General features: G+C 58.5%; 17 protein-coding genes and 4 tRNA genes. All 21 read right to left on the bottom strand.

The features are described from left to right. Positions 1-65: 65 nt before the first annotated feature. A complete protein-coding gene (gene rpsJ, locus E3U47_RS20185; RefSeq protein ID WP_003186070.1) occupies positions 66-377 on the bottom strand; it encodes a 30S ribosomal protein S10 in 312 nt (103 codons plus the stop codon). Positions 378-518: 141 nt separating this feature from the next. After that, a complete protein-coding gene (gene tuf / locus E3U47_RS20180) occupies positions 519-1,712 on the bottom strand; it encodes an elongation factor Tu (protein WP_010951775.1) in 1,194 nt (397 codons plus the stop codon). 27 nt (positions 1,713-1,739) lie between these two features. Further along, a complete protein-coding gene (gene fusA, locus E3U47_RS20175) occupies positions 1,740-3,887 on the bottom strand; it encodes an elongation factor G (protein ID WP_134693398.1) in 2,148 nt (715 codons plus the stop codon). Positions 3,888-3,917: 30 nt separating this feature from the next. Then, a complete protein-coding gene (gene rpsG / locus E3U47_RS20170; protein WP_003246741.1) occupies positions 3,918-4,388 on the bottom strand; it encodes a 30S ribosomal protein S7 in 471 nt (156 codons plus the stop codon). A 106-nt stretch (positions 4,389-4,494) separates the two neighbouring features. After that, the gene (gene rpsL / locus E3U47_RS20165; RefSeq protein WP_003255492.1) at positions 4,495-4,866 is read right to left on the bottom strand and encodes a 30S ribosomal protein S12; all 372 of its coding nucleotides are present in this window, start codon (positions 4,864-4,866) and stop codon (positions 4,495-4,497) included. A gap of 211 nt (positions 4,867-5,077) precedes the next feature. After that, entirely contained in the window at positions 5,078-9,277 is a 4,200-nt protein-coding gene (rpoC, locus tag E3U47_RS20160) for a DNA-directed RNA polymerase subunit beta' (protein WP_134693397.1), read from the bottom strand. 64 nt (positions 9,278-9,341) lie between these two features. Next, complete coding sequence (gene rpoB / locus E3U47_RS20155; protein WP_134693396.1) at positions 9,342-13,415, bottom strand: DNA-directed RNA polymerase subunit beta; 4,074 nt, start codon at positions 13,413-13,415, stop codon at positions 9,342-9,344. A gap of 220 nt (positions 13,416-13,635) precedes the next feature. Continuing rightward, on the bottom strand, positions 13,636-14,007 hold the full coding sequence (rplL, locus tag E3U47_RS20150; RefSeq protein WP_133330037.1) for a 50S ribosomal protein L7/L12: 372 nt from the start codon (positions 14,005-14,007) through the stop codon (positions 13,636-13,638). A 78-nt stretch (positions 14,008-14,085) separates the two neighbouring features. Continuing rightward, on the bottom strand, positions 14,086-14,586 hold the full coding sequence (rplJ, locus tag E3U47_RS20145; protein ID WP_043215352.1) for a 50S ribosomal protein L10: 501 nt from the start codon (positions 14,584-14,586) through the stop codon (positions 14,086-14,088). A 198-nt stretch (positions 14,587-14,784) separates the two neighbouring features. Beyond that, the gene (rplA, locus tag E3U47_RS20140; protein ID WP_028692260.1) at positions 14,785-15,480 is read right to left on the bottom strand and encodes a 50S ribosomal protein L1; all 696 of its coding nucleotides are present in this window, start codon (positions 15,478-15,480) and stop codon (positions 14,785-14,787) included. Continuing rightward, positions 15,480-15,911, bottom strand: a complete 432-nt coding sequence (gene rplK / locus E3U47_RS20135) for a 50S ribosomal protein L11 (RefSeq protein ID WP_070094635.1) — start codon at positions 15,909-15,911, stop codon at positions 15,480-15,482. The genes rplA and rplK overlap by 1 nt, the downstream gene beginning before the upstream one ends. A 119-nt stretch (positions 15,912-16,030) precedes the next feature. Next, positions 16,031-16,564, bottom strand: a complete 534-nt coding sequence (gene nusG / locus E3U47_RS20130; protein ID WP_011531880.1) for a transcription termination/antitermination protein NusG — start codon at positions 16,562-16,564, stop codon at positions 16,031-16,033. A 9-nt stretch (positions 16,565-16,573) separates the two neighbouring features. Continuing rightward, positions 16,574-16,942 carry a preprotein translocase subunit SecE gene (gene secE, locus E3U47_RS20125; RefSeq protein WP_011531879.1) on the bottom strand — a complete coding sequence of 123 codons (369 nt, stop codon included), beginning with the start codon at positions 16,940-16,942 and terminating at the stop codon, positions 16,574-16,576. Positions 16,943-16,986: 44 nt separating this feature from the next. Beyond that, positions 16,987-17,062, bottom strand: a tRNA-Trp gene (locus E3U47_RS20120). A 54-nt stretch (positions 17,063-17,116) separates the two neighbouring features. Beyond that, complete coding sequence (gene tuf / locus E3U47_RS20115) at positions 17,117-18,310, bottom strand: elongation factor Tu (protein WP_010951775.1); 1,194 nt, start codon at positions 18,308-18,310, stop codon at positions 17,117-17,119. A gap of 79 nt (positions 18,311-18,389) precedes the next feature. Beyond that, positions 18,390-18,465: transfer RNA gene (locus E3U47_RS20110), tRNA-Thr, on the bottom strand. A 29-nt stretch (positions 18,466-18,494) separates the two neighbouring features. Continuing rightward, positions 18,495-18,568: transfer RNA gene (locus tag E3U47_RS20105), tRNA-Gly, on the bottom strand. A 24-nt stretch (positions 18,569-18,592) separates the two neighbouring features. After that, a tRNA-Tyr gene (locus E3U47_RS20100) sits at positions 18,593-18,676 on the bottom strand. A gap of 152 nt (positions 18,677-18,828) precedes the next feature. After that, on the bottom strand, positions 18,829-19,254 hold the full coding sequence (locus E3U47_RS20095; RefSeq protein ID WP_134693395.1) for a hypothetical protein: 426 nt from the start codon (positions 19,252-19,254) through the stop codon (positions 18,829-18,831). Positions 19,255-19,261: 7 nt separating this feature from the next. Beyond that, on the bottom strand, positions 19,262-20,011 hold the full coding sequence (locus E3U47_RS20090) for a pantothenate kinase (RefSeq protein ID WP_134693394.1): 750 nt from the start codon (positions 20,009-20,011) through the stop codon (positions 19,262-19,264). Further along, the gene (birA, locus tag E3U47_RS20085) at positions 20,001-20,960 is read right to left on the bottom strand and encodes a bifunctional biotin--[acetyl-CoA-carboxylase] ligase/biotin operon repressor BirA (protein WP_134693393.1); all 960 of its coding nucleotides are present in this window, start codon (positions 20,958-20,960) and stop codon (positions 20,001-20,003) included. The genes E3U47_RS20090 and birA overlap by 11 nt, the downstream gene beginning before the upstream one ends. Positions 20,961-21,105 lie beyond the last annotated feature (145 nt).

The raw sequence follows: 21,105 nt of genomic DNA, 5'->3' as shown, positions 1-21,105 counted from the left end.
AGTGTACGGGGCTTTCACCCGCTATGGCCGCCCATTTCAGAGCGTTACACGACCAGACCGAAGTCTTAGCCGAGGCTGATCTGCACTTCCACACCGGCCGCCAGATCGAGCTTCATCAGCGCGTCAACGGTTTTATCCGTTGGCTGGACGATGTCCAGAACACGCTTATGAGTGCGAATCTCGTACTGGTCACGCGCGTCTTTGTTGACGTGCGGGGAGACCAGAACGGTGAAACGCTCTTTGCGGGTAGGCAGTGGAATTGGACCACGCACTTGTGCACCAGTACGTTTCGCGGTTTCCACGATTTCCTGGGTGGATTGGTCGATCAGGCGATGGTCGAAAGCCTTCAACCTGATACGGATTTGCTGATTTTGCATTGGATTTCAGACTCCAGGCTGTTCCCATCGGGCGCACTACGCCCGTTAAAAGGAGGCGTGATTCTATAGACGCCCCAATTTAGTGTCAACCCAATAAAAAAAACCCCCGCTGAGCGGGGGTTTTTTCAACCGATCGAGTGATTACTCGATGATTTTGGCCACGACGCCGGCGCCGACGGTACGACCGCCTTCACGGATGGCGAAGCGCAGACCGTCTTCCATTGCGATGGTCTTGATCAGGGTGACAGTCATCTGAATGTTGTCACCTGGCATTACCATTTCAACGCCTTCCGGCAGTTCGCAGTTACCGGTCACGTCAGTGGTACGGAAGTAGAACTGAGGACGGTAGCCTTTGAAGAACGGAGTGTGACGGCCGCCTTCTTCCTTCGACAGGACGTAGACTTCTGCGGTGAACTTGGTGTGCGGCTTGACCGAACCTGGCTTGACCAGAACCTGGCCACGCTCAACGTCGTCACGCTTGGTACCACGCAGCAGGACGCCGCAGTTCTCGCCAGCACGACCTTCGTCCAGCAGCTTGCGGAACATCTCAACGCCGGTGCAGGTGGTGGTGGTGGTGTCACGCAGACCAACGATTTCCAGCGGATCCTGAACGCGGACGATACCACGCTCGATACGGCCGGTAACAACGGTACCACGACCCGAGATCGAGAATACGTCTTCGATCGGCATCAGGAACGGCTGGTCGATGGCACGAACTGGCTCAGGGATGTAGGCATCCAGAGTTTCTACCAGCTTCTTGACAGCGGTAGTGCCCATTTCGTTGTCGTCTTTGCCTTCCAGGGCCATACGAGCCGAACCGATGATGATCGGAGTGTCGTCGCCTGGGAAGTCGTAGGTGGACAGCAGGTCGCGAACTTCCATCTCGACCAGTTCCAGCAGCTCAGCGTCGTCTACCAGGTCAGCCTTGTTCAGGAAGACCACGATGTACGGAACGCCAACCTGACGGGACAGCAGGATGTGCTCACGGGTTTGTGGCATCGGACCATCGGCGGCCGAGCAAACCAGGATCGCGCCGTCCATCTGGGCAGCACCGGTGATCATGTTCTTCACGTAGTCAGCGTGACCTGGGCAGTCAACGTGAGCGTAGTGACGAATGTTCGAGTTGTACTCGACGTGAGCGGTGTTGATGGTGATACCGCGCGCTTTTTCTTCCGGAGCCGAGTCGATCTTGTCGAACTCAACGACGGCCGAACCGAAAACTTCGGAGCAGACGCGGGTCAGAGCTGCGGTCAGAGTGGTCTTACCGTGGTCAACGTGGCCGATGGTGCCGACGTTAACGTGGGGAAGGGAACGATCAAATTTTTCTTTAGCCACGACAGTGAACCTCTTGCCTAAAGGGGATTAGCCTTGTTTTTTAACGAGTGCTTCGACGATGTTCGACGGAGCTTCGGCGTATTTGGAGAATTCCATGGAGTAGCTTGCGCGACCCTGAGACATGGAACGAACGTCGGTTGCGTAACCGAACATCTCTCCGAGCGGTACCTCAGCAGTGATTACCTTGCCGGACACCGAGTCTTCATTACCCTGGATCATCCCGCGACGACGGCTCAGGTCACCCATCACGTCACCCAGGTAGTCTTCCGGGGTTACAACTTCGACCTTCATGATCGGCTCAAGTACCACGCCACCGCCCTTCTGGGCCAGTTGCTTGGTCGCCATCGAAGCGGCGATCTTGAACGCCATTTCGTTGGAGTCGACGTCATGGTACGAACCGTCGAATACCGTGGCCTTCAGGCCGAGCAGCGGATAGCCGGCGACAACGCCGTTTTTCATCTGCTCTTCGATACCCTTCTGGATCGGGGCGATGAATTCCTTAGGAATCACGCCACCAACGACTTCGTTGGTGAACACCAGACCTTCGGTGATGTTGCCCTTCTCGTCGACGTCCGGCTCCGAGAAACGGATCCAGCAGTGACCGAACTGACCACGACCACCCGACTGACGAACGAACTTGCCTTCGATCTCGACGTTGGACTTGGTGATCTTCTCGCGGTACGAAACCTGCGGCTTGCCGACGTTGCACTCGACGTTGAACTCGCGCTTCATGCGGTCAACGAGGATGTCCAGGTGCAGCTCACCCATACCGGAGATGATGGTCTGGCCGGTTTCTTCGTCGGTCTTGACGCGGAACGACGGGTCTTCCTGGGCCAGCTTGCCCAGTGCGATACCCATCTTCTCCTGGTCAGCCTTGGTTTTCGGCTCTACGGAGAGCGAAATAACCGGCTCAGGGAAGTCCATACGCTCGAGGATGATCGGCTTGTCGGCGTTGCACAGGGTGTCACCAGTGGTGACGTCCTTCATGCCGATCAGAGCAGCGATGTCGCCAGCGCGTACTTCTTTGATCTCTTCACGCTGGTTGGCGTGCATCTGCACCATACGACCAACGCGCTCTTTCTTGCCCTTGACCGAGTTGATGACGGAGTCACCAGAGGTCAGGAAGCCCGAGTAAACGCGGACGAAGGTCAGAGTACCCACGAACGGGTCGGTGGCGATCTTGAACGCCAGGGCCGAGAACGGCTCGTTGTCGTCAGCAGGACGCTCGTCGTACTGCTCCGGAGTGACTTCATCCTTCGGCACGTCGATCAGGTCAGGGTGGATACCCTTGATCGCCGGGATTTCGGTCGGAGCAGGCAGGAAGTCGATGACGGCGTCGAGAACCAGGGGAACGCCCTTGTTCTTGAACGAGGAACCGCAGACAGCAGGAACGATCTCGCTCGCCAGGGTACGGGCGCGCAGACCAGCCTTGATGTCTTCGACGGACAGGTCACCTTCTTCAAGGTACTTGTTCATCAGCTCTTCGTTGGCTTCGGCGGCAGCCTCAACCATGTTGCTGCGCCACTCGTTGGCCAGCTCGACCATATCCGCAGGAATTTCTTCCTCACGGTAGCTGGTGCCCTTGTCGTCGTCGTTCCAGTAGATGGCTTTCATCTTGATCAGGTCAACCTGACCCTGGAAGTCATCTTCCGCACCGATAGCCAGCTGGACCGGAACCGGGGTGTGACCCAGGCGGTTCTTGATCTGGCCGACAACGCGCAGGAAGTTGGCACCAGCACGGTCCATCTTGTTCACGTAGACAACACGTGGAACGCCGTACTTGTTGGCCTGACGCCATACGGTTTCGGACTGCGGCTCAACGCCGGAGGTACCGCAGAACACAACGACCGCGCCGTCGAGTACCCGCAGCGAACGCTCTACTTCAATGGTGAAGTCAACGTGGCCGGGGGTATCGATGACGTTTACGCGGTAGTTGTCGTACTGACCACGGGAACCTTTCCAGAAGGTAGTAACGGCAGCGGAGGTAATGGTGATACCGCGCTCCTGCTCCTGCACCATCCAGTCGGTGGTCGCGGCGCCGTCGTGCACCTCGCCCATCTTGTGGCTCAGACCTGTGTAGAACAGGATCCGCTCGGTAGTGGTAGTCTTGCCCGCGTCAACGTGGGCACAGATACCGATGTTACGGTAGCGGTTAATTGCTGTAGTACGAGCCATAGAGCCCTCGCAAAAATATTGATGCTTGAATTAGAAGCGGTAGTGCGAGAACGCTTTGTTGGCCTCGGCCATACGGTGCACGTCTTCACGCTTCTTGACTGCAGCACCCTTGCCTTCGGCAGCATCCAGCAGTTCGCCGGCCAGGCGCAGAGCCATCGACTTCTCGCCGCGCTTGCGGGCGTAGTCTACGAGCCAGCGCATTGCCAGAGCGTTACGACGGGATGGACGAACTTCAACCGGAACCTGGTAAGTAGCACCGCCGACACGACGGGACTTAACTTCGACCAGCGGAGCGATGGCGTCGAGAGCTTTCTCGAAGATTTCCAGGGGGTCGCTGTTCTTGCGTGCTTTGACGGTATCCAGGGCACCGTAAACGATGCGCTCGGCTACGGCCTTCTTGCCGCTTTCCATCACGTGGTTCATGAACTTGGCGAGGATCTGGGATCCGTACTTCGGATCGTCCAGGATCTCACGTTTTGCTGCTACACGACGTCTTGGCATGATAAGCCCTCAAACGGTCTTCAGGTTAGCCCGGGACGTGGGTCTTCGACCCCTGCCCGACCTTACTCTTATCGACTCAAATAAATGGATGTCTGCAAACGGCCGATTACTTCGGACGCTTGGTACCGTACTTCGAACGACCCTGGTTACGGCCTTTGACGCCCGAAGTATCCAGAGAGCCGCGAACGGTGTGGTAACGAACACCTGGCAAGTCTTTTACACGGCCGCCACGGATCAGGACGACGCTGTGCTCTTGCAGGTTGTGGCCTTCACCACCGATGTACGAGGAAACCTCGAAACCGTTGGTCAGACGCACACGGCATACTTTACGCAGTGCCGAGTTAGGTTTTTTCGGCGTGGTGGTGTACACACGGGTGCACACGCCACGACGTTGCGGGCAGTTCTGCAGCGCAGGAACGTCGGACTTCTCGACCGAACGCTTACGCGGCTGACGTACCAGCTGGTTGATAGTTGCCATCTACTAGCTCCACTGATTGTCTTGCGACTCTATTGTCTTGCAAGAAAGCCAAAAATTGGCGAGACGGAGCCTCACCAAATTTAAGGGTACAAAAGTCTAAAGAGGATCTTGCACCCAGTCAAGACGAGGCCCCGGCCCTCCTCGCCCGGTCATCGGCAACAATTCATGTCACCGATGCCCTGGCGAGGCGTGCCGGGGCCCTGCCCTGTACTCAGTTACCGCTGGAATTCAGCGCTTCGGTCAGTGCGGCTTCCACCTCACTGGCGCTCACACGCAGCGGCTTGTCGGCATCACGGCGACGCTTGCGCTCGCTGTGGTAGGCCAGACCGGTACCGGCCGGGATCAGACGACCCACGACCACGTTCTCTTTCAGGCCGCGCAGGTAGTCACGCTTGCCGGTTACCGCCGCTTCGGTCAGTACGCGGGTGGTTTCCTGGAAGGAAGCCGCCGAGATGAACGATTCGGTGGACAGCGAGGCCTTGGTGATACCCAGCAGCACGCGGGTGAACTTCGAGATGAACTTGTCTTCGCTGGCGAGACGCTCGTTCTCGACCAGTACCTGAGTCAGTTCCATCTGGTCGCCCTTGATGAAGCTGGAATCGCCGGACTCGGAAATCTCAACTTTACGCAGCATCTGACGCAGGATGGTCTCGATGTGCTTGTCGTTGATCTTCACGCCCTGCAGACGGTAAACGTCCTGGATCTCGTTGACGATGTACTTGGCCAGCGCGCTCACGCCCAGCAGACGCAGGATGTCGTGCGGATCGCTCGGGCCGTCGGAGATAACTTCGCCGCGGTTTACCTGTTCGCCTTCGAAGACGTTCAGGTGGCGCCACTTCGGAATCAGCTCTTCGTACGGATCGCTGCCATCGGTCGGGGTGATGACCAGGCGACGCTTGCCCTTGGTTTCTTTACCGAAGGCAATGGTGCCGCTGACTTCAGCCAGAATCGAGGCTTCTTTCGGACGACGCGCTTCGAACAGGTCGGCAACGCGTGGCAGACCACCGGTGATGTCACGGGTCTTCGACGTTTCTTGCGGGATACGCGCGATAACGTCACCGACGCCGATCTGGGCACCGTCAGCCACACCGACGAGGGCGTTGGCCGGCAGGAAGTACTGGGCCGGTACGTCGGTACCTGGCAGGTACAGGTCCTTGCCAGCGGCATCGACCATCTTGATCGCCGGGCGGATTTCCTTGCCTGCGGCAGGGCGATCCTTGACGTCCATCACTTCAATGTTGGTCAGGCCGGTCAGTTCGTCGGTCTGGCGCTTGATGGTGATGTTTTCTTCCATGCCCACGAAGGTCACGGTACCTTTCAGCTCGGTAACGATCGGGTGGGTGTGCGGGTCCCACTTGGCGACGATGGCGCCAGCTTCGACCTTCTCACCTTCCTTGACCGAAATCACCGCACCGTAAGGCAGCTTGTAGCGCTCACGCTCACGGCCGAATTCGTCGGCAATGGCCAGCTCGCCGGAACGCGATACGGCAACCAGGTTGCCATCGGCGCGCTCGACCTGCTTGAGGTTGTGCAGACGCACCATGCCGCCGTTCTTCACCTGGACGCTGTCGGCAGCCGAGGTACGGCTTGCAGCACCACCGATGTGGAACGTACGCATGGTCAGCTGGGTACCCGGTTCACCGATCGACTGGGCGGCGATAACGCCGACAGCTTCACCGATGTTCACCTGGTGACCACGAGCCAGGTCGCGACCGTAGCACTTGGCGCAGATGCCGTAGCGGGTTTCGCAGCTGATCGGCGAACGCACGACCACTTCGTCGATGCTGTTCAGCTCGATGAACTCGACCCACTGCTCGTCGACCAGGGTACCGGCCGGAACGATGACGTCCTCGGTGCCTGGCTTGAACACGTCACGGGCAATGACACGACCCAGTACGCGCTCACCCAGCGGCTCGACAACGTCGCCGCCTTCGATGTGCGGAGTCATCAGCAGACCCTGGTCGGTGCCGCAGTCGATCTCGGTCACGACCAGATCCTGCGCCACGTCTACCAGACGACGGGTCAGGTAACCGGAGTTCGCGGTCTTCAGTGCGGTATCCGCCAGACCCTTACGAGCACCGTGGGTCGAGATGAAGTACTGCAGTACGCTCAGACCTTCACGGAAGTTCGCGGTGATCGGCGTCTCGATGATCGAGCCGTCCGGCTTGGCCATCAGGCCACGCATACCGGCCAGCTGACGGATCTGAGCCGCGGAACCACGAGCACCGGAGTCAGCCATCATGTACATCGAGTTGAAGGACTCTTGCTCGACTTCCTTGCCCTCGCGGTCGACGACCTTCTCTTTCGAGAGGTTGGCCATCATCGCCTTGGACACTTCGTCGTTCGCCTTGGACCACAAGTCGATGACCTTGTTGTACTTCTCGCCCTGGGTTACCAGGCCGGAGGCGTACTGGCTCTCGATTTCCTTCACTTCATCGGTGGCGCTGTTGATGATGCGCGCTTTTTCATCAGGGATAACGAAGTCGTTAACACCGATGGAAACGCCGGAAATGGTCGAGTAGGCAAAGCCGGTGTACATCAACTGGTCAGCGAAGATCACGGTCTCTTTCAGACCCACCACGCGATAGCACTGGTTGATCAGCTTGGAGATCGCCTTCTTCTTCATCGACTGGTTGACGACGTCGAACGGCAGGCCTGCCGGCACAACCTGGAACAGCAGCGCACGGCCGACAGTGGTGTCGACGATACGGGTGTTCTTGGTGATGCTGCCATCGCGATCCTTCACGGTTTCGTTGATACGAACCTTGATTTTCGCGTGCAGGGCGGCTTCGCCGGCGCGGAATACGCGGTCGACTTCCTGCAGGTCGGCGAACACGCGACCTTCGCCCTTGGCGTTGATGGCTTCGCGGGTCATGTAGTACAGACCCAGTACAACGTCCTGCGACGGAACGATGATTGGCTCACCGTTGGCTGGCGACAGGATGTTGTTGGTCGACATCATCAGCGCGCGCGCTTCGAGCTGGGCTTCCAGGGTCAGCGGCACGTGAACGGCCATCTGGTCACCGTCGAAGTCGGCGTTGTACGCGGCGCAGACCAGCGGGTGCAGCTGGATAGCCTTACCTTCGATCAGTACCGGTTCAAAGGCCTGGATACCCAGACGGTGCAGGGTTGGCGCACGGTTGAGCAGCACGGGGTGTTCGCGGATCACCTCGGCGAGGACGTCCCACACCTCTGGCAGCTCGCGCTCGACCATCTTCTTGGCGGCCTTGATGGTGGTCGCCAGACCACGCATTTCCAGCTTGCCGAAAATGAACGGCTTGAACAGCTCGAGGGCCATCTTCTTCGGCAGACCGCACTGGTGCAGACGCAGGGTCGGGCCAACGGTAATTACCGAACGGCCGGAGTAGTCCACGCGCTTACCGAGCAAGTTCTGACGGAAACGACCTTGCTTACCTTTGATCATGTCGGCCAGCGACTTCAGCGGACGCTTGTTCGAGCCGGTGATGGCGCGACCGCGACGGCCGTTGTCGAGCAGGGCGTCGACCGCTTCCTGCAGCATGCGCTTTTCGTTGCGCACGATGATGTCCGGCGCCGACAGATCGAGCAGGCGCTTCAGACGGTTGTTACGGTTGATCACCCGACGATACAGGTCGTTCAGGTCGGAGGTCGCGAAGCGGCCGCCATCCAGCGGAACCAGCGGACGCAGGTCCGGCGGCAGCACTGGCAGGACGGTCAGGACCATCCACTCAGGCAGGTTGCCCGAGCCCTGGAAAGCCTCCATCAGCTTCAGGCGCTTGGACAGCTTCTTGATCTTGGTTTCCGAGTTGGTCTGCGGAATTTCTTCGCGCAGGCGACCGATCTCGTGCTCCAGGTCGATAGCGTGCAGCAGCTCGCGGACAGCCTCGGCACCCATGCGGGCGTCGAAGTCGTCACCGAACTCTTCCAGCGCTTCGAAGTACTGCTCGTCGTTCAGCAGCTGGCCCTTCTCGAGGGTGGTCATGCCCGGATCGATCACCACGTAGCTCTCGAAGTAGAGCACGCGCTCGATATCACGCAGGGTCATGTCCATCAGCAGGCCGATACGGGACGGCAGCGACTTCAGGAACCAGATGTGGGCAACCGGCGAGGCCAGCTCGATGTGCGCCATGCGCTCACGACGAACCTTGGCCAGGGCAACTTCAACGCCGCACTTCTCGCAGATCACGCCGCGGTGCTTGAGGCGCTTGTACTTGCCGCACAGGCACTCGTAGTCCTTGACTGGGCCAAAGATCTTGGCGCAGAACAGGCCGTCACGCTCAGGCTTGAACGTACGGTAGTTGATGGTTTCCGGCTTTTTGACTTCACCGAACGACCACGAACGGATCATTTCAGGCGACGCCAGACCGATGCGGATGGCGTCGAACTCTTCGACTTGACCCTGGTTTTTCAGCAAATTCAGTAGGTCTTTCAAGGCCTTTCCTCCTGGCGGAGCAGGGAGCGGGCATTACCTGCCCCACCCCCCTTCGCGTCACGTGTTATTCGGTTTCCAGATCGATATCGATACCGAGCGAACGGATCTCTTTGATCAACACGTTGAAGGACTCGGGCATGCCCGGCTCCATACGGTGATCGCCATCCACGATGTTCTTGTACATCTTGGTACGGCCGTTCACGTCGTCCGACTTCACTGTGAGCATTTCTTGCAGGGTGTATGCCGCGCCGTATGCTTCCAGCGCCCACACTTCCATCTCCCCGAAACGCTGACCACCGAACTGCGCCTTACCACCCAGCGGCTGCTGGGTAACCAGGCTGTAGGAACCAGTGGAACGCGCGTGCATCTTGTCGTCCACCAAGTGGTTCAGCTTGAGCATGTACATGTAACCAACGGTCACAGGACGCTCGAACTTGTTGCCGGTACGGCCGTCGAACAGCACCATCTGGCCGCTTTCTGGCAGGTCTGCCAGTTTCAGCATGGCCTTGATCTCACGCTCCTTGGCACCGTCGAAGACTGGGGTGGCCATCGGCACGCCTTTCTTCAGGTTGTTCGCCAGGGCGATGATCTCTTCGTCGGTGAACTCTTCCAAGTTCTCCTGACGACCACCGATCTCGTTGTAGATCTCGGTGAGGAAGGTACGCAGCTCAGCGGCTTTACGCTGCTCTTCGATCATGCGGTCGATCTTCTCGCCCAACCCCTTGGCCGCGAGGCCCAGGTGGGTTTCAAGGATCTGACCGACGTTCATACGCGAAGGTACGCCCAGCGGGTTCAGTACGACGTCGACCGGAGTACCGTTGGCGTCGTGCGGCATGTCTTCGACCGGCATGATCACCGAGACGACACCCTTGTTACCGTGACGACCGGCCATCTTGTCACCCGGCTGGATGCGACGGCGGATTGCCAGGTAGACCTTGACGATCTTCAGTACGCCTGGAGCCAGGTCATCGCCCTGCTGCAGCTTGCGCTTCTTGTCTTCGAACTTGTCGTCCAGCAGGCGGCGGCGGTCGACGATGTACTGCTGAGCCTTTTCCAGCTGCTCGTTCAGTGCATCTTCGGCCATGCGCAGCTTGAACCACTGGCCGTGCTCCAGACCGTTCAGCACGTCGTCGCTGATCACGGTGCCTTTCTTCAGGCCCGCGCCACCGTCGACCACCTGGCCGTTCAGGGCGGAACGCAGACGCTCGAAGGTTGCGCCTTCGACGATACGGAACTCTTCGTTGAGGTCCTTGCGGATCTCGTCCAGCTGCATCTTCTCGATGGCCAGGGCACGGCTGTCGCGCTCGACGCCATCACGGGTGAAGACCTGTACGTCGATGACGGTACCCTTGGTGCCAGTCGGCACGCGCAGGGAGGTGTCCTTAACGTCGCTGGCCTTCTCACCGAAGATCGCGCGCAGCAGTTTTTCTTCTGGAGTCAGCTGGGTTTCGCCTTTTGGCGTGACCTTGCCGACCAGAATGTCGCCAGCGCCGACTTCGGCACCCACGTAGACGATACCGGCTTCGTCCAGCTTGTTCAGCGCAGCCTCACCGACGTTCGGGATGTCCGCGGTGATTTCCTCTGGGCCAAGCTTGGTATCACGGGCCACACAGGTCAGTTCCTGGATGTGGATCGTGGTGAAGCGGTCTTCCTGAACCACACGCTCGGACAGGCAGATGGAGTCTTCGAAGTTGAAGCCGTTCCACGCCATGAACGCGATGCGCATGTTCTGACCCAGTGCCAGTTCACCCATGTCGGTGGACGGGCCGTCGGCCATGATGTCGCTACGCTGAACCTTGTCACCCTTGCTCACCAGCGGACGCTGGTTGATGCAGGTGTTCTGGTTGGAGCGGGTGTACTTGGTCAGGTTGTAGATGTCCACACCGGCTTCACCGGTCTCGACTTCGTCATCATTGACGCGAACGACGATACGGCTGGCGTCGACCGAATCGATCACACCACCACGGCGAGCAACCACGCAGACACCGGAGTCACGGGCAACGTTGCGCTCCATGCCGGTACCTACCAGCGGCTTGTCGGCGCGCAGGGTTGGTACAGCCTGACGCTGCATGTTCGAACCCATCAATGCACGGTTGGCGTCGTCGTGCTCGAGGAACGGAATCAGCGAGGCAGCGACGGAAACAACCTGCTTCGGCGAAACGTCCATCAGGGTGACGTCTTCCGGCGCCTTGACGGTGAATTCGTTCAGGTGACGAACAGCTACCAACTCGTCGATCAGTTGCTTCTTGTCGTTCATCGCGGCCGAAGCCTGGGCGATCACGTGATCGGCCTCTTCGATGGCGGACAGGAACACGATGTCGTCGCTGACCACGCCTTCCTTCACCACGCGGTACGGGCTTTCCAGGAAGCCATACTGGTTGGTGCGGGCATAGGCGGCCAGGGAGTTGATCAGACCGATGTTCGGACCTTCAGGAGTCTCGATCGGGCACACACGGCCGTAGTGGGTCGGGTGTACGTCACGGACTTCGAAGCCGGCGCGCTCACGGGTCAGACCACCAGGGCCGAGCGCGGAGACACGGCGCTTGTGGGTGATCTCGGAGAGCGGGTTGTTCTGGTCCATGAACTGCGAGAGCTGGCTGGAACCGAAGAACTCTTTCACCGCGGCCGCAACCGGCTTGGCGTTGATCAGGTCCTGCGGCATCAGGCCTTCGCTTTCGGCCATCGACAGACGTTCCTTGACCGCGCGCTCGACACGCACCAGGCCAACGCGGAACTGGTTCTCGGCCATCTCGCCAACGCAACGCACGCGACGGTTACCCAGGTGGTCGATGTCGTCGACGATGCCTTTGCCGTTACGGATATCGACCAGGGTCTTGAGGACCTCGACGATGTCTTCCTTGCTCAGCACGCCCGAACCTTCGATCTCGGTACGACCGATACGACGATTGAACTTCATGCGGCCAACGGCGGACAGGTCGTAACGCTCGGCGCTGAAGAACAGGTTGTTGAACAGGGTCTCGGCGGCGTCCTTGGTTGGCGGCTCGCCTGGACGCATCATGCGGTAGATCTCGACCAAGGCTTCCAGCTGGTTGCTGGTGGTGTCGATCTTCAGGGTATCCGAGATGAACGGACCGCAGTCGATGTCGTTGGTGTACAGGGTCTCGATGCGGACAACCTGAGCCTTGGCGATCTTGATCAGCAGATCGGTGGTCAGCTCGGTGTTGCACTCGGCCAGGATCTCGCCGGTGGCCGGATGCACGATGGCCTTGGCGGTGGTACGGCCCAGCACGTACTCCATCGGCACGTCGAGCTCTTTCACGCCAGCCTTTTCCAGCTGGTTGATGTGGCGCGCGGTAATACGGCGGCCTTGCTCGACGATGACCTTGCCGCTGCCGTCATGGATGTCCATGACCGCGACTTCACCACGCAGACGCTGCGGCACCAGCTCCAGGCTCAGTTTCTCGCCGGAGATGTGGAAGACGTTGGTGGTGTAGAAGGTGTTCAGCACTTCTTCAGTGCTGTAGCCCAGGGCGCGCAGCAGTACCGAGGCCGGCAGTTTGCGGCGACGGTCGATACGCACGAACACGCAGTCCTTCGGGTCGAACTCGAAGTCCAGCCAGGAACCGCGGTAAGGGATGATGCGAGCGGAGTACAGCAGCTTGCCCGAGCTGTGGGTCTTGCCACGGTCGTGGTCGAAGAACACACCCGGCGAGCGGTGCAGCTGAGACACGATCACACGCTCGGTACCGTTGATAACGAAGGTACCGTTCTCAGTCATCAGGGGGATTTCACCCATGTAGACTTCTTGCTCTTTGATGTCCTTGATCGCTTTGTTCGACGATTCCTTGTCGAAGATGATCAGGCGCACCTTCACACGCAGCGGGACCGCGAAGGTCACACCACGCAGGACACATTCCTTCACATCGAACGCCGGCTCGCCCAGGCGATAGCCGACGTACTCCAGGGCAGCATTGCCGGAGTAGCTGATGATCGGGAATACCGATTTGAAGGCCGCATGCAGGCCGACGTCGCGGAACTGGTCCTTGGATGCTCCCGCCTGCAGGAATTCGCGATACGAATCCAGCTGGATGGCCAGGAGGTAAGGCACATCCATGACGTCCGGCAACTTGCTAAAGTCCTTGCGGATACGTTTTTTCTCAGTGTATGAGTAAGCCATCAGCATTCCCCAGCTTGGTCACCTGCTTGTTTGGCATCTCCCGGCGGGAGCAGCCGAAAATCGTGCAAACCCCTTGGTTTGCGCCACCCTCATTGGGTGTCTTGCAGCTCGTTATCGGGGCCGACCTGATCGGCCACCAATAACGGAAAAAGGCCGGTGGCATAAGCCACCAGCCATCAGCCCTTCGCTTAACGCTCGGACTGTTGTCGCAAAGTCGAAATTACTTCAGCTCGACTTTAGCGCCAGCTTCTTCCAGCTTCTTCTTCGCGTCTTCAGCGGCTTCTTTCGAAACGCCTTCAGCGATAACCTGAGGAGCGCCGTCGACTTTCTCTTTGGCTTCTTTCAGGCCCAGACCGGTCAGTTCACGAACGGCCTTGATCACGTTGACTTTCTTGTCGCCAGCTTCGGTCAGAACGACGTTGAACTCGGTCTGCTCTTCGGCAGCGGCAGCAGCGCCAGCAGCTGGGCCAGCGGCAACAGCGGCAGCAGCGGTAACGCCGAAGGTTTCTTCCATCGCTTTGATCAGTTCAACAATTTCCAGAACGGTTTTCTGGCCGATCGCTTCGATGATTTGCTCGTTAGTCAGAGACATGACTTAAATCCTGTATTGGGGTGACAGCCTACGCAGCCATCAAATTAAACGTATGATTTTGAAAGAGTTGCGCGGGCCTTAGGCAGCAGCAGCTTCTTTCTGGTCGCGCAGAGCAGCCAGGGTACGAGCCAGCTTGCTGGTTGCACCTTGGATCACGCTCATCAGCTGTGCGATAGCCTCGTCGCGAGTTGGCAGGGTTGCCAGCACGTCGATCTGGTTAGCGGCAAGGAACTTGCCGTCGAACGCAGCTGCCTTGATCTCGAACTTGTCCTGACCCTTGGCGAACTCTTTGAACAGACGAGCAGCAGCGCCCGGGTGTTCGTTGGAGAAAGCAATCAGGGTCGGGCCTTTGAACGCGTCGTTGAGGATCGAGTACTCGGTGCCTTCAACAGCGCGCTTGAGCAGGGTGTTACGTACGACACGCACGTATACGCCAGCTTCGCGGGCCTCTTTACGGAGTCCGGTCATTGCGCCTACAGTCACACCACGGGCATCGGCCACGACAGCGGACAGAGCGACTTTGGCAGCCTCGTTGACTTCAGCGACGATGGCCTTCTTGTCTTCGAGTTTAATTGCCACGGGTTTACTCCTGGTTTCTACCGTTTCATCTGGCCGAGGCCGGATGTCGTTTTGGTGTCTGATTCGTAAACGAATCGGGAGCACCATCTGCGTAGGCTTGTGGTTTAAGGCTTGCGCCGCCTACGGTCTTGGATAGCCCCCGCCAGGCAGGGACCCCAATCTAGTAAGCCGCTGCGACCAGGTCGCAGCGGCCGCATATTACACGTTCAGCGAGCTCTGATCGATGATCAGACCTGGGCCCATGGTGGTGCTCAGGGTAACGCGCTTGACGTAGATACCTTTCGAGGAAGCTGGCTTGATACGCTTCAGGTCAGCGATCAGGGCTTCAACGTTTTCCTTCAGCTTGCCAGCCTCAAAGCCGATCTTGCCAACGGAGGTATGGATAATACCGTTCTTGTCGGTACGGTAGCGAACCTGACCAGCCTTGGCGTTTTTCACGGCAGTGGCTACGTCTGGAGTCACGGTACCAACTTTCGGGTTAGGCATCAGGCCGCGAGGACCCAGGACCTGACCCAGCTGACCCACAACGCGCATGGCATCAGGCGATGCGATGACGACGTCATAGTTCAGGTCGCCGCCTTTCATTTCGGCAGCCAGATCGTCCATGCCTACGCGATCGGCGCCGGCAGCCAGAGCAGCTTCTGCAGCTGGGCCCTGGGTGAAGACGGCAACGCGGACGGTCTTGCCAGTGCCGTGCGGCAGCACGGTAGCGCTACGAACGACCTGGTCGGATTTACGCGGATCAACGCCGAGGTTGACAGCGATGTCGTAGGATTCTACGAACTTGGCAGCCGGCAGCGAAGCCAGCAGGGTTGCTGCTTCTTCGAAGTTGTAGGCCTTGCCTGCTTCGATTTTCTCGGCGATAGCCTTTTGGCGCTTGGTCAGCTTAGCCATTACACACCCTCCACGTTCAGGCCCATGCTACGGGCAGAGCCGGCGATGGTGCGCACAGCAGCATCCAGGTCAGCGGCAGTCAGATCGGCCTGTTTGGTCTTGGCGATCTCTTCCAGCTGAGCACGGGTAACGGTACCGACCTTGACGGTGTTCGGGCGAGCCGAACCGCTGGTCAGGCCAGCAGCTTTCTTCAGCAGAACCGAGGCAGGGGTGCTCTTGGTCTCGAAGGTGAAGCTACGGTCGCTGTATACAGTGATGATCACTGGAGTCGGCAGACCTGGCTCTTGACCCTGAGTACGGGCGTTAAAGGCCTTGCAGAATTCCATGATGTTCACACCGTGTTGACCCAGTGCTGGACCAACGGGTGGGCTTGGGTTGGCCTGGCCGGCCTTTACTTGCAGCTTGATGTAAGCCTGAATCTTCTTAGCCATGAGCTACTCCAAAATCGGGTACAAGCGCCAGATGGCTCCCCGTATGACTTGCGTTTTATCCCAGTGACGACAAAACCCCGCAGCACATAGGGCTGCGGGGTATGGGATGCTTCGTTCTGCTAGACCTTTTCGACCTGGCTGAACTCGAGCTCCACCGGGGTGGAGCGACCGAAAATGAGCACTGCAACCTGCAGGCGACTCTTCTCGTAGTTAACTTCTTCGACACTGCCATTGAAATCAGCGAAGGGACCGTCAATAACGCGAACCACTTCACCCGGCTCGAACAGCGTCTTCGGCTTCGGCTTGTCACTACCGTCGGCAACGCGACGCAGGATGGCCTCAGCTTCTTTATCGGTGATCGGCGCAGGCTTGTCTGCGGTACCACCAATGAAACCCATGACCCGAGGGGTATCCTTGACAAGGTGCCAAGTCCCTTCGTTCATTTCCATCTGGACCAATACATAGCCCGGGAAGAACTTGCGCTCGCTCTTGCGCTTCTGGCCGTTGCGCATTTCGACGACTTCTTCGGTCGGGACCAGGATCTCGCCGAATTCGTCTTCCATGCCAGCCAGCTTGACACGCTCGATCAGGGAGCGCATGACATGCTTCTCGTAACCCGAGTAAGCATGAACAACATACCAACGCTTAGCCACGAGACACCCTTAGCCAACGATCAAGGAGACCAACCAGCCGAGCAGGGAATCAAGACCCCACAGCAGCAACGCCATGACCAGAACAACAGCCACGACAATCAGCGTGGTCTGCGTGGTTTCTTGGCGGGTTGGCCACACGACTTTACGAATCTCGGTACGAGCTTCCTTCGCCAGCGCAAAGAACGACTTACCCTTGGCGGTCTGCAAGGCAACGAAGCCAGCGACAGCAGCCAAAGCAAGCAGGACGAGCACGCGATACAGGATCGGAGAGGCGGAGTAATACTGATTACCCACTACACCAACGACTACCAATGCGACAACAGCGAGCCACTTGAACAGATCAAAACGCGATTCTTGGGCTTCAGTTTTGGGAGTCATCGAGGAGGATCCTGTGAGAAGAAAGCCAATCACACCGAGGTGAATGGCAGGTCAGGAGGGAATCGAACCCCCAACCTACGGTTTTGGAGACCGTCGCTCTGCCAATTGAGCTACTGACCTTTAACACTGTACCAGGCCGGCCATTATACCGGCCTGGTCATTTAAATCAACTACTTATTCAATAATTTTTGCTACGACGCCGGCGCCGACGGTACGACCGCCTTCACGGATGGCGAAGCGCAGACCGTCTTCCATTGCGATGGTCTTGATCAGGGTGACAGTCATCTGAATGTTGTCACCTGGCATTACCATTTCAACGCCTTCCGGCAGTTCGCAGTTACCGGTCACGTCAGTGGTACGGAAGTAGAACTGAGGACGGTAGCCTTTGAAGAACGGAGTGTGACGGCCGCCTTCTTCCTTCGACAGGACGTAGACTTCTGCGGTGAACTTGGTGTGCGGCTTGACCGAACCTGGCTTGACCAGAACCTGGCCACGCTCAACGTCGTCACGCTTGGTACCACGCAGCAGGACGCCGCAGTTCTCGCCAGCACGACCTTCGTCCAGCAGCTTGCGGAACATCTCAACGCCGGTGCAGGTGGTGGTGGTGGTGTCACGCAGACCAACGATTTCCAGCGGATCCTGAACGCGGACGATACCACGCTCGATACGGCCGGTAACAACGGTACCACGACCCGAGATCGAGAATACGTCTTCGATCGGCATCAGGAACGGCTGGTCGATGGCACGAACTGGCTCAGGGATGTAGGCATCCAGAGTTTCTACCAGCTTCTTGACAGCGGTAGTGCCCATTTCGTTGTCGTCTTTGCCTTCCAGGGCCATACGAGCCGAACCGATGATGATCGGAGTGTCGTCGCCTGGGAAGTCGTAGGTGGACAGCAGGTCGCGAACTTCCATCTCGACCAGTTCCAGCAGCTCAGCGTCGTCTACCAGGTCAGCCTTGTTCAGGAAGACCACGATGTACGGAACGCCAACCTGACGGGACAGCAGGATGTGCTCACGGGTTTGTGGCATCGGACCATCGGCGGCCGAGCAAACCAGGATCGCGCCGTCCATCTGGGCAGCACCGGTGATCATGTTCTTCACGTAGTCAGCGTGACCTGGGCAGTCAACGTGAGCGTAGTGACGAATGTTCGAGTTGTACTCGACGTGAGCGGTGTTGATGGTGATACCGCGCGCTTTTTCTTCCGGAGCCGAGTCGATCTTGTCGAACTCAACGACGGCCGAACCGAAAACTTCGGAGCAGACGCGAGTCAGCGCTGCAGTCAGAGTGGTCTTACCGTGGTCAACGTGGCCGATAGTGCCGACGTTAACGTGAGGTAGGGAACGATCAAACTTTTCCTTAGCCATCGATACATCCTCCGCAGAAGAAATAGACTTACCGCTGATAAAACAAAGGCAGATATTCTCATATCTGCCTTTGTCTATATGGAGCTCTTGAGCGGACTTGAACCGCTGACCTCACCCTTACCAAGGGTGTGCTCTACCAACTGAGCTACAAGAGCGAAACACTTTGTGCAAAACCCTGCAAACTTGGAGCGGGTAGCGGGAATCGAACCCGCATCATCAGCTTGGAAGGCTGAGGTTCTACCACTAAACTATACCCGCGGAGCTTGCGGCTCTCGCTAAAACTGGTGGAGGGAGAAGGATTCGAACCTTCGAAGCTCTCGCAACGGATTTACAGTCCGTCCCCTTTGACCGCTCGGGAATCCCTCCAGATGTGGCCGGCATTCTATTTGTCTGCCGCCCTAGTGTCAAGCGTTTTTTCAAATTTTTTCAATCAAATCTGAAACTTAGCTGCTTTGACACCGCCTCCAGCTCTACCACCGCAGTGGTGTTCCCTGTGAAGCGGGCGCCATTCTATCAAGCTATTCAGCAGTTGCAATACCTTCGCAGAAAATAATTTTGTGTTTTAAGTCTTTGAAATCCTTGGAAAGAGTCGAGAGCACTGCCGGGTCCAGCAAACGCTCGCTTTCAGGGGCTACCTTGAGCCAGAAACCATCGGCCCCCGGCAGTTGCCCCGCGACCGCCACCGCAGCGATATCAAGGCTCAACAGGCGCTGACGCAGTGCCTCGAGCTGTTCACGTTGCGCCAGGCCACCGACAACCAGGCATTCATCGCGGCGCCTGGCCGGCGCCGCGACTCCGGTTTCGCGCAGCAGGCGAATTTCCTGCTGACTGCCCTTGTACAGCGAAAGCGGCGCGACTTCCTTCACCTTGAGGGGCGCTTCCTGCTGGTGCCAGACATAATAGAAGACGTTCAGCACGACCAATAGAAGAAACAACCAGCGCATAGGCACCTCAGTTCAATGGGCAGGCCATGGCCAGGCCAACGAATACCAGGTCCGGGACGATACGCGCCTGGGGAGCGGCCTTGTGCACCAGGGGCGCATCACCGCCAGTGAGGAACACCGTGAAGTCATCGCCCCATAGTGCCCTGGCCTGCTCGATCTGCGCGCGAGCAAAACTTTGCAGCATCAGCACGCAACCCCGCTCGACCGCCTCAACGGTAGAGCGCCCCGGGGCAAGGCTGTTCAGCGCCCGCTCGGCGGAAGCGTCGTCATAACGAATGCGCCGGGTATGGGTGCGTAACTGGCTGCGCATCAACGGCATGCCTGGACATATATAGCCGCCCAGGTGCTCGCCATCGGCCGCAACGAAGTCCGCCTTGGCCGCTGTGCCAAAATCGATGACCAGGCAGGCCCCCTTGGCCAGGTGAAAAGCGCCCAGCGCCCCCAACCAACGGTCCATGCCCAGGCGCTGGTAGTCGTCATAACCATTGCGAACGCCGGCCATTTCCTGGACCGGCTGGGCAACGCTCACGGCGACCGCAAAGCGATCCTTGATCAATGCACATAATGCCGAGGTCTCTTCCTCGCTGCGTACACTGACCATTCGGCTACCGACCAGAGGCACGTCACCGAGCCCTGCAACCGCAGCCAGCAGCGCCTGGTCCGAGTCGACAATACCGCCACCGGTGATGGCGGCATCGGCACTGTGAATCACACGCCACTTTATAAAGCTGTTCCCACAATCGAGCTCAAGAATCATCACGCAACCTCAGGCTGAGCTCGCCACCGCTGAAGCTCTTTTCCACACCGTCGACCTCAAGACGCAAACCGCCCTGGCCATCCACACCCCGCGCCACCCCATCGATGCGGGTAGTCCCGGCGACCAACGACACCTTGCGCCCTTGCCAGAGATGGGCTTGCTCCCATTCCTCCTGGAACGCGGCAAACCCGTAACGCCGGTGACGGGCCAGTTCACGCTGCAACTGCTGGCTGAGCAAAGCGACCAAGCGGTTACGGTCGACGGTCTGGCCCGACTCGGCGCGCATCGAGGTCCATTGTTGATCAATGCCTTCACTGGCCTGCATATTCACATTGACACCGATCCCCAACACCACATGGCAGACATCGGCAGGGTCGCCGACCAATTCCAGCAGGATTCCGGTGATCTTCCGGCCTTTGACCAGGACGTCGTTTGGCCATTTCAGGCCGACATCCTTGAGACCGAACGCCTGCAGCGTGCGCATCACCGCCAACCCCACCACCAGGCTCAGCCCTTCAAGTTGACGCATACCGCCATCAACGCGCAGGACCAGGCTGTAATAGAGGTTTTCAGCGAACGGACTGACCCAGTGCCGCCCACGCCGACCACGACCGGCGCTTTGTCGCTCGGCCAACACCAGGAACGGAGCAACTTGCCCAGCTGCGGCAAGTCTCAGTCCTTCGGCATTAGTGGAGTCGATGGTCTCGTGGATGAATAGCGGCCACTGCTCACCCTCGGCGAAGCCAGCGATCGCCTGCGACTCGAGCAGGTTCAACGGCGCCGCCAATTGATAGCCACGGCCGCGGACCTTGTGGATGGTCAGGTTCAGTTCACTCTCGAGGTGCTGCAGCTGCTTCCAAACGGCGCTGCGGCTCACCCCAAGGGCGGCCCCCAGGGCTTCTCCGGAATGGAACCGACCATCCTTGAGGAGATTCAACAACTTCAGCATGCCAGTCTCGACTTTGAATAAGGCTGGCATGATAGCTATGGGCTGTTGGCTTGCATAGGAAAAGGGCCCAGCAACAGCGGCGAGCGCCCCCCTGTAGGAGCGCACAGTATTTTTGCGCCACAAAGACAAAACCCCTACCTGCTCA

This window comes from Pseudomonas sp. RIT623 (assembly GCF_004519305.1).
Taxonomy (GTDB): domain Bacteria; phylum Pseudomonadota; class Gammaproteobacteria; order Pseudomonadales; family Pseudomonadaceae; genus Aquipseudomonas.
The sequence above is the reverse complement of the archived record's forward strand: the minus strand, read 5'-3'. Positions and strand labels throughout refer to the sequence as shown.

What these genes read in the sequence shown, in the direction of transcription:
- birA (WP_134693393.1), bottom strand. Translation starts at nt 20,960, where the DNA reads ATGCTGAAGTTGTTGAATCTCCTCAAGGATGGTCGGTTCCATTCCGGA.
- fusA (WP_134693398.1), bottom strand. Translation starts at nt 3,887, where the DNA reads ATGGCTCGTACTACAGCAATTAACCGCTACCGTAACATCGGTATCTGT.
- rplL (WP_133330037.1), bottom strand. Translation starts at nt 14,007, where the DNA reads ATGTCTCTGACTAACGAGCAAATCATCGAAGCGATCGGCCAGAAAACC.
- rpoB (WP_134693396.1), bottom strand. Translation starts at nt 13,415, where the DNA reads ATGGCTTACTCATACACTGAGAAAAAACGTATCCGCAAGGACTTTAGC.
- rplK (WP_070094635.1), bottom strand. Translation starts at nt 15,911, where the DNA reads ATGGCTAAGAAGATTCAGGCTTACATCAAGCTGCAAGTAAAGGCCGGC.
- rpsJ (WP_003186070.1), bottom strand. Translation starts at nt 377, where the DNA reads ATGCAAAATCAGCAAATCCGTATCAGGTTGAAGGCTTTCGACCATCGC.
- rpsG (WP_003246741.1), bottom strand. Translation starts at nt 4,388, where the DNA reads ATGCCAAGACGTCGTGTAGCAGCAAAACGTGAGATCCTGGACGATCCG.
- secE (WP_011531879.1), bottom strand. Translation starts at nt 16,942, where the DNA reads ATGACTCCCAAAACTGAAGCCCAAGAATCGCGTTTTGATCTGTTCAAG.
- rplA (WP_028692260.1), bottom strand. Translation starts at nt 15,480, where the DNA reads ATGGCTAAGCTGACCAAGCGCCAAAAGGCTATCGCCGAGAAAATCGAA.
- tuf (WP_010951775.1), bottom strand. Translation starts at nt 18,310, where the DNA reads ATGGCTAAGGAAAAGTTTGATCGTTCCCTACCTCACGTTAACGTCGGC.
- E3U47_RS20090 (WP_134693394.1), bottom strand. Translation starts at nt 20,011, where the DNA reads ATGATTCTTGAGCTCGATTGTGGGAACAGCTTTATAAAGTGGCGTGTG.
- rpsL (WP_003255492.1), bottom strand. Translation starts at nt 4,866, where the DNA reads ATGGCAACTATCAACCAGCTGGTACGTCAGCCGCGTAAGCGTTCGGTC.
- E3U47_RS20095 (WP_134693395.1), bottom strand. Translation starts at nt 19,254, where the DNA reads ATGCGCTGGTTGTTTCTTCTATTGGTCGTGCTGAACGTCTTCTATTAT.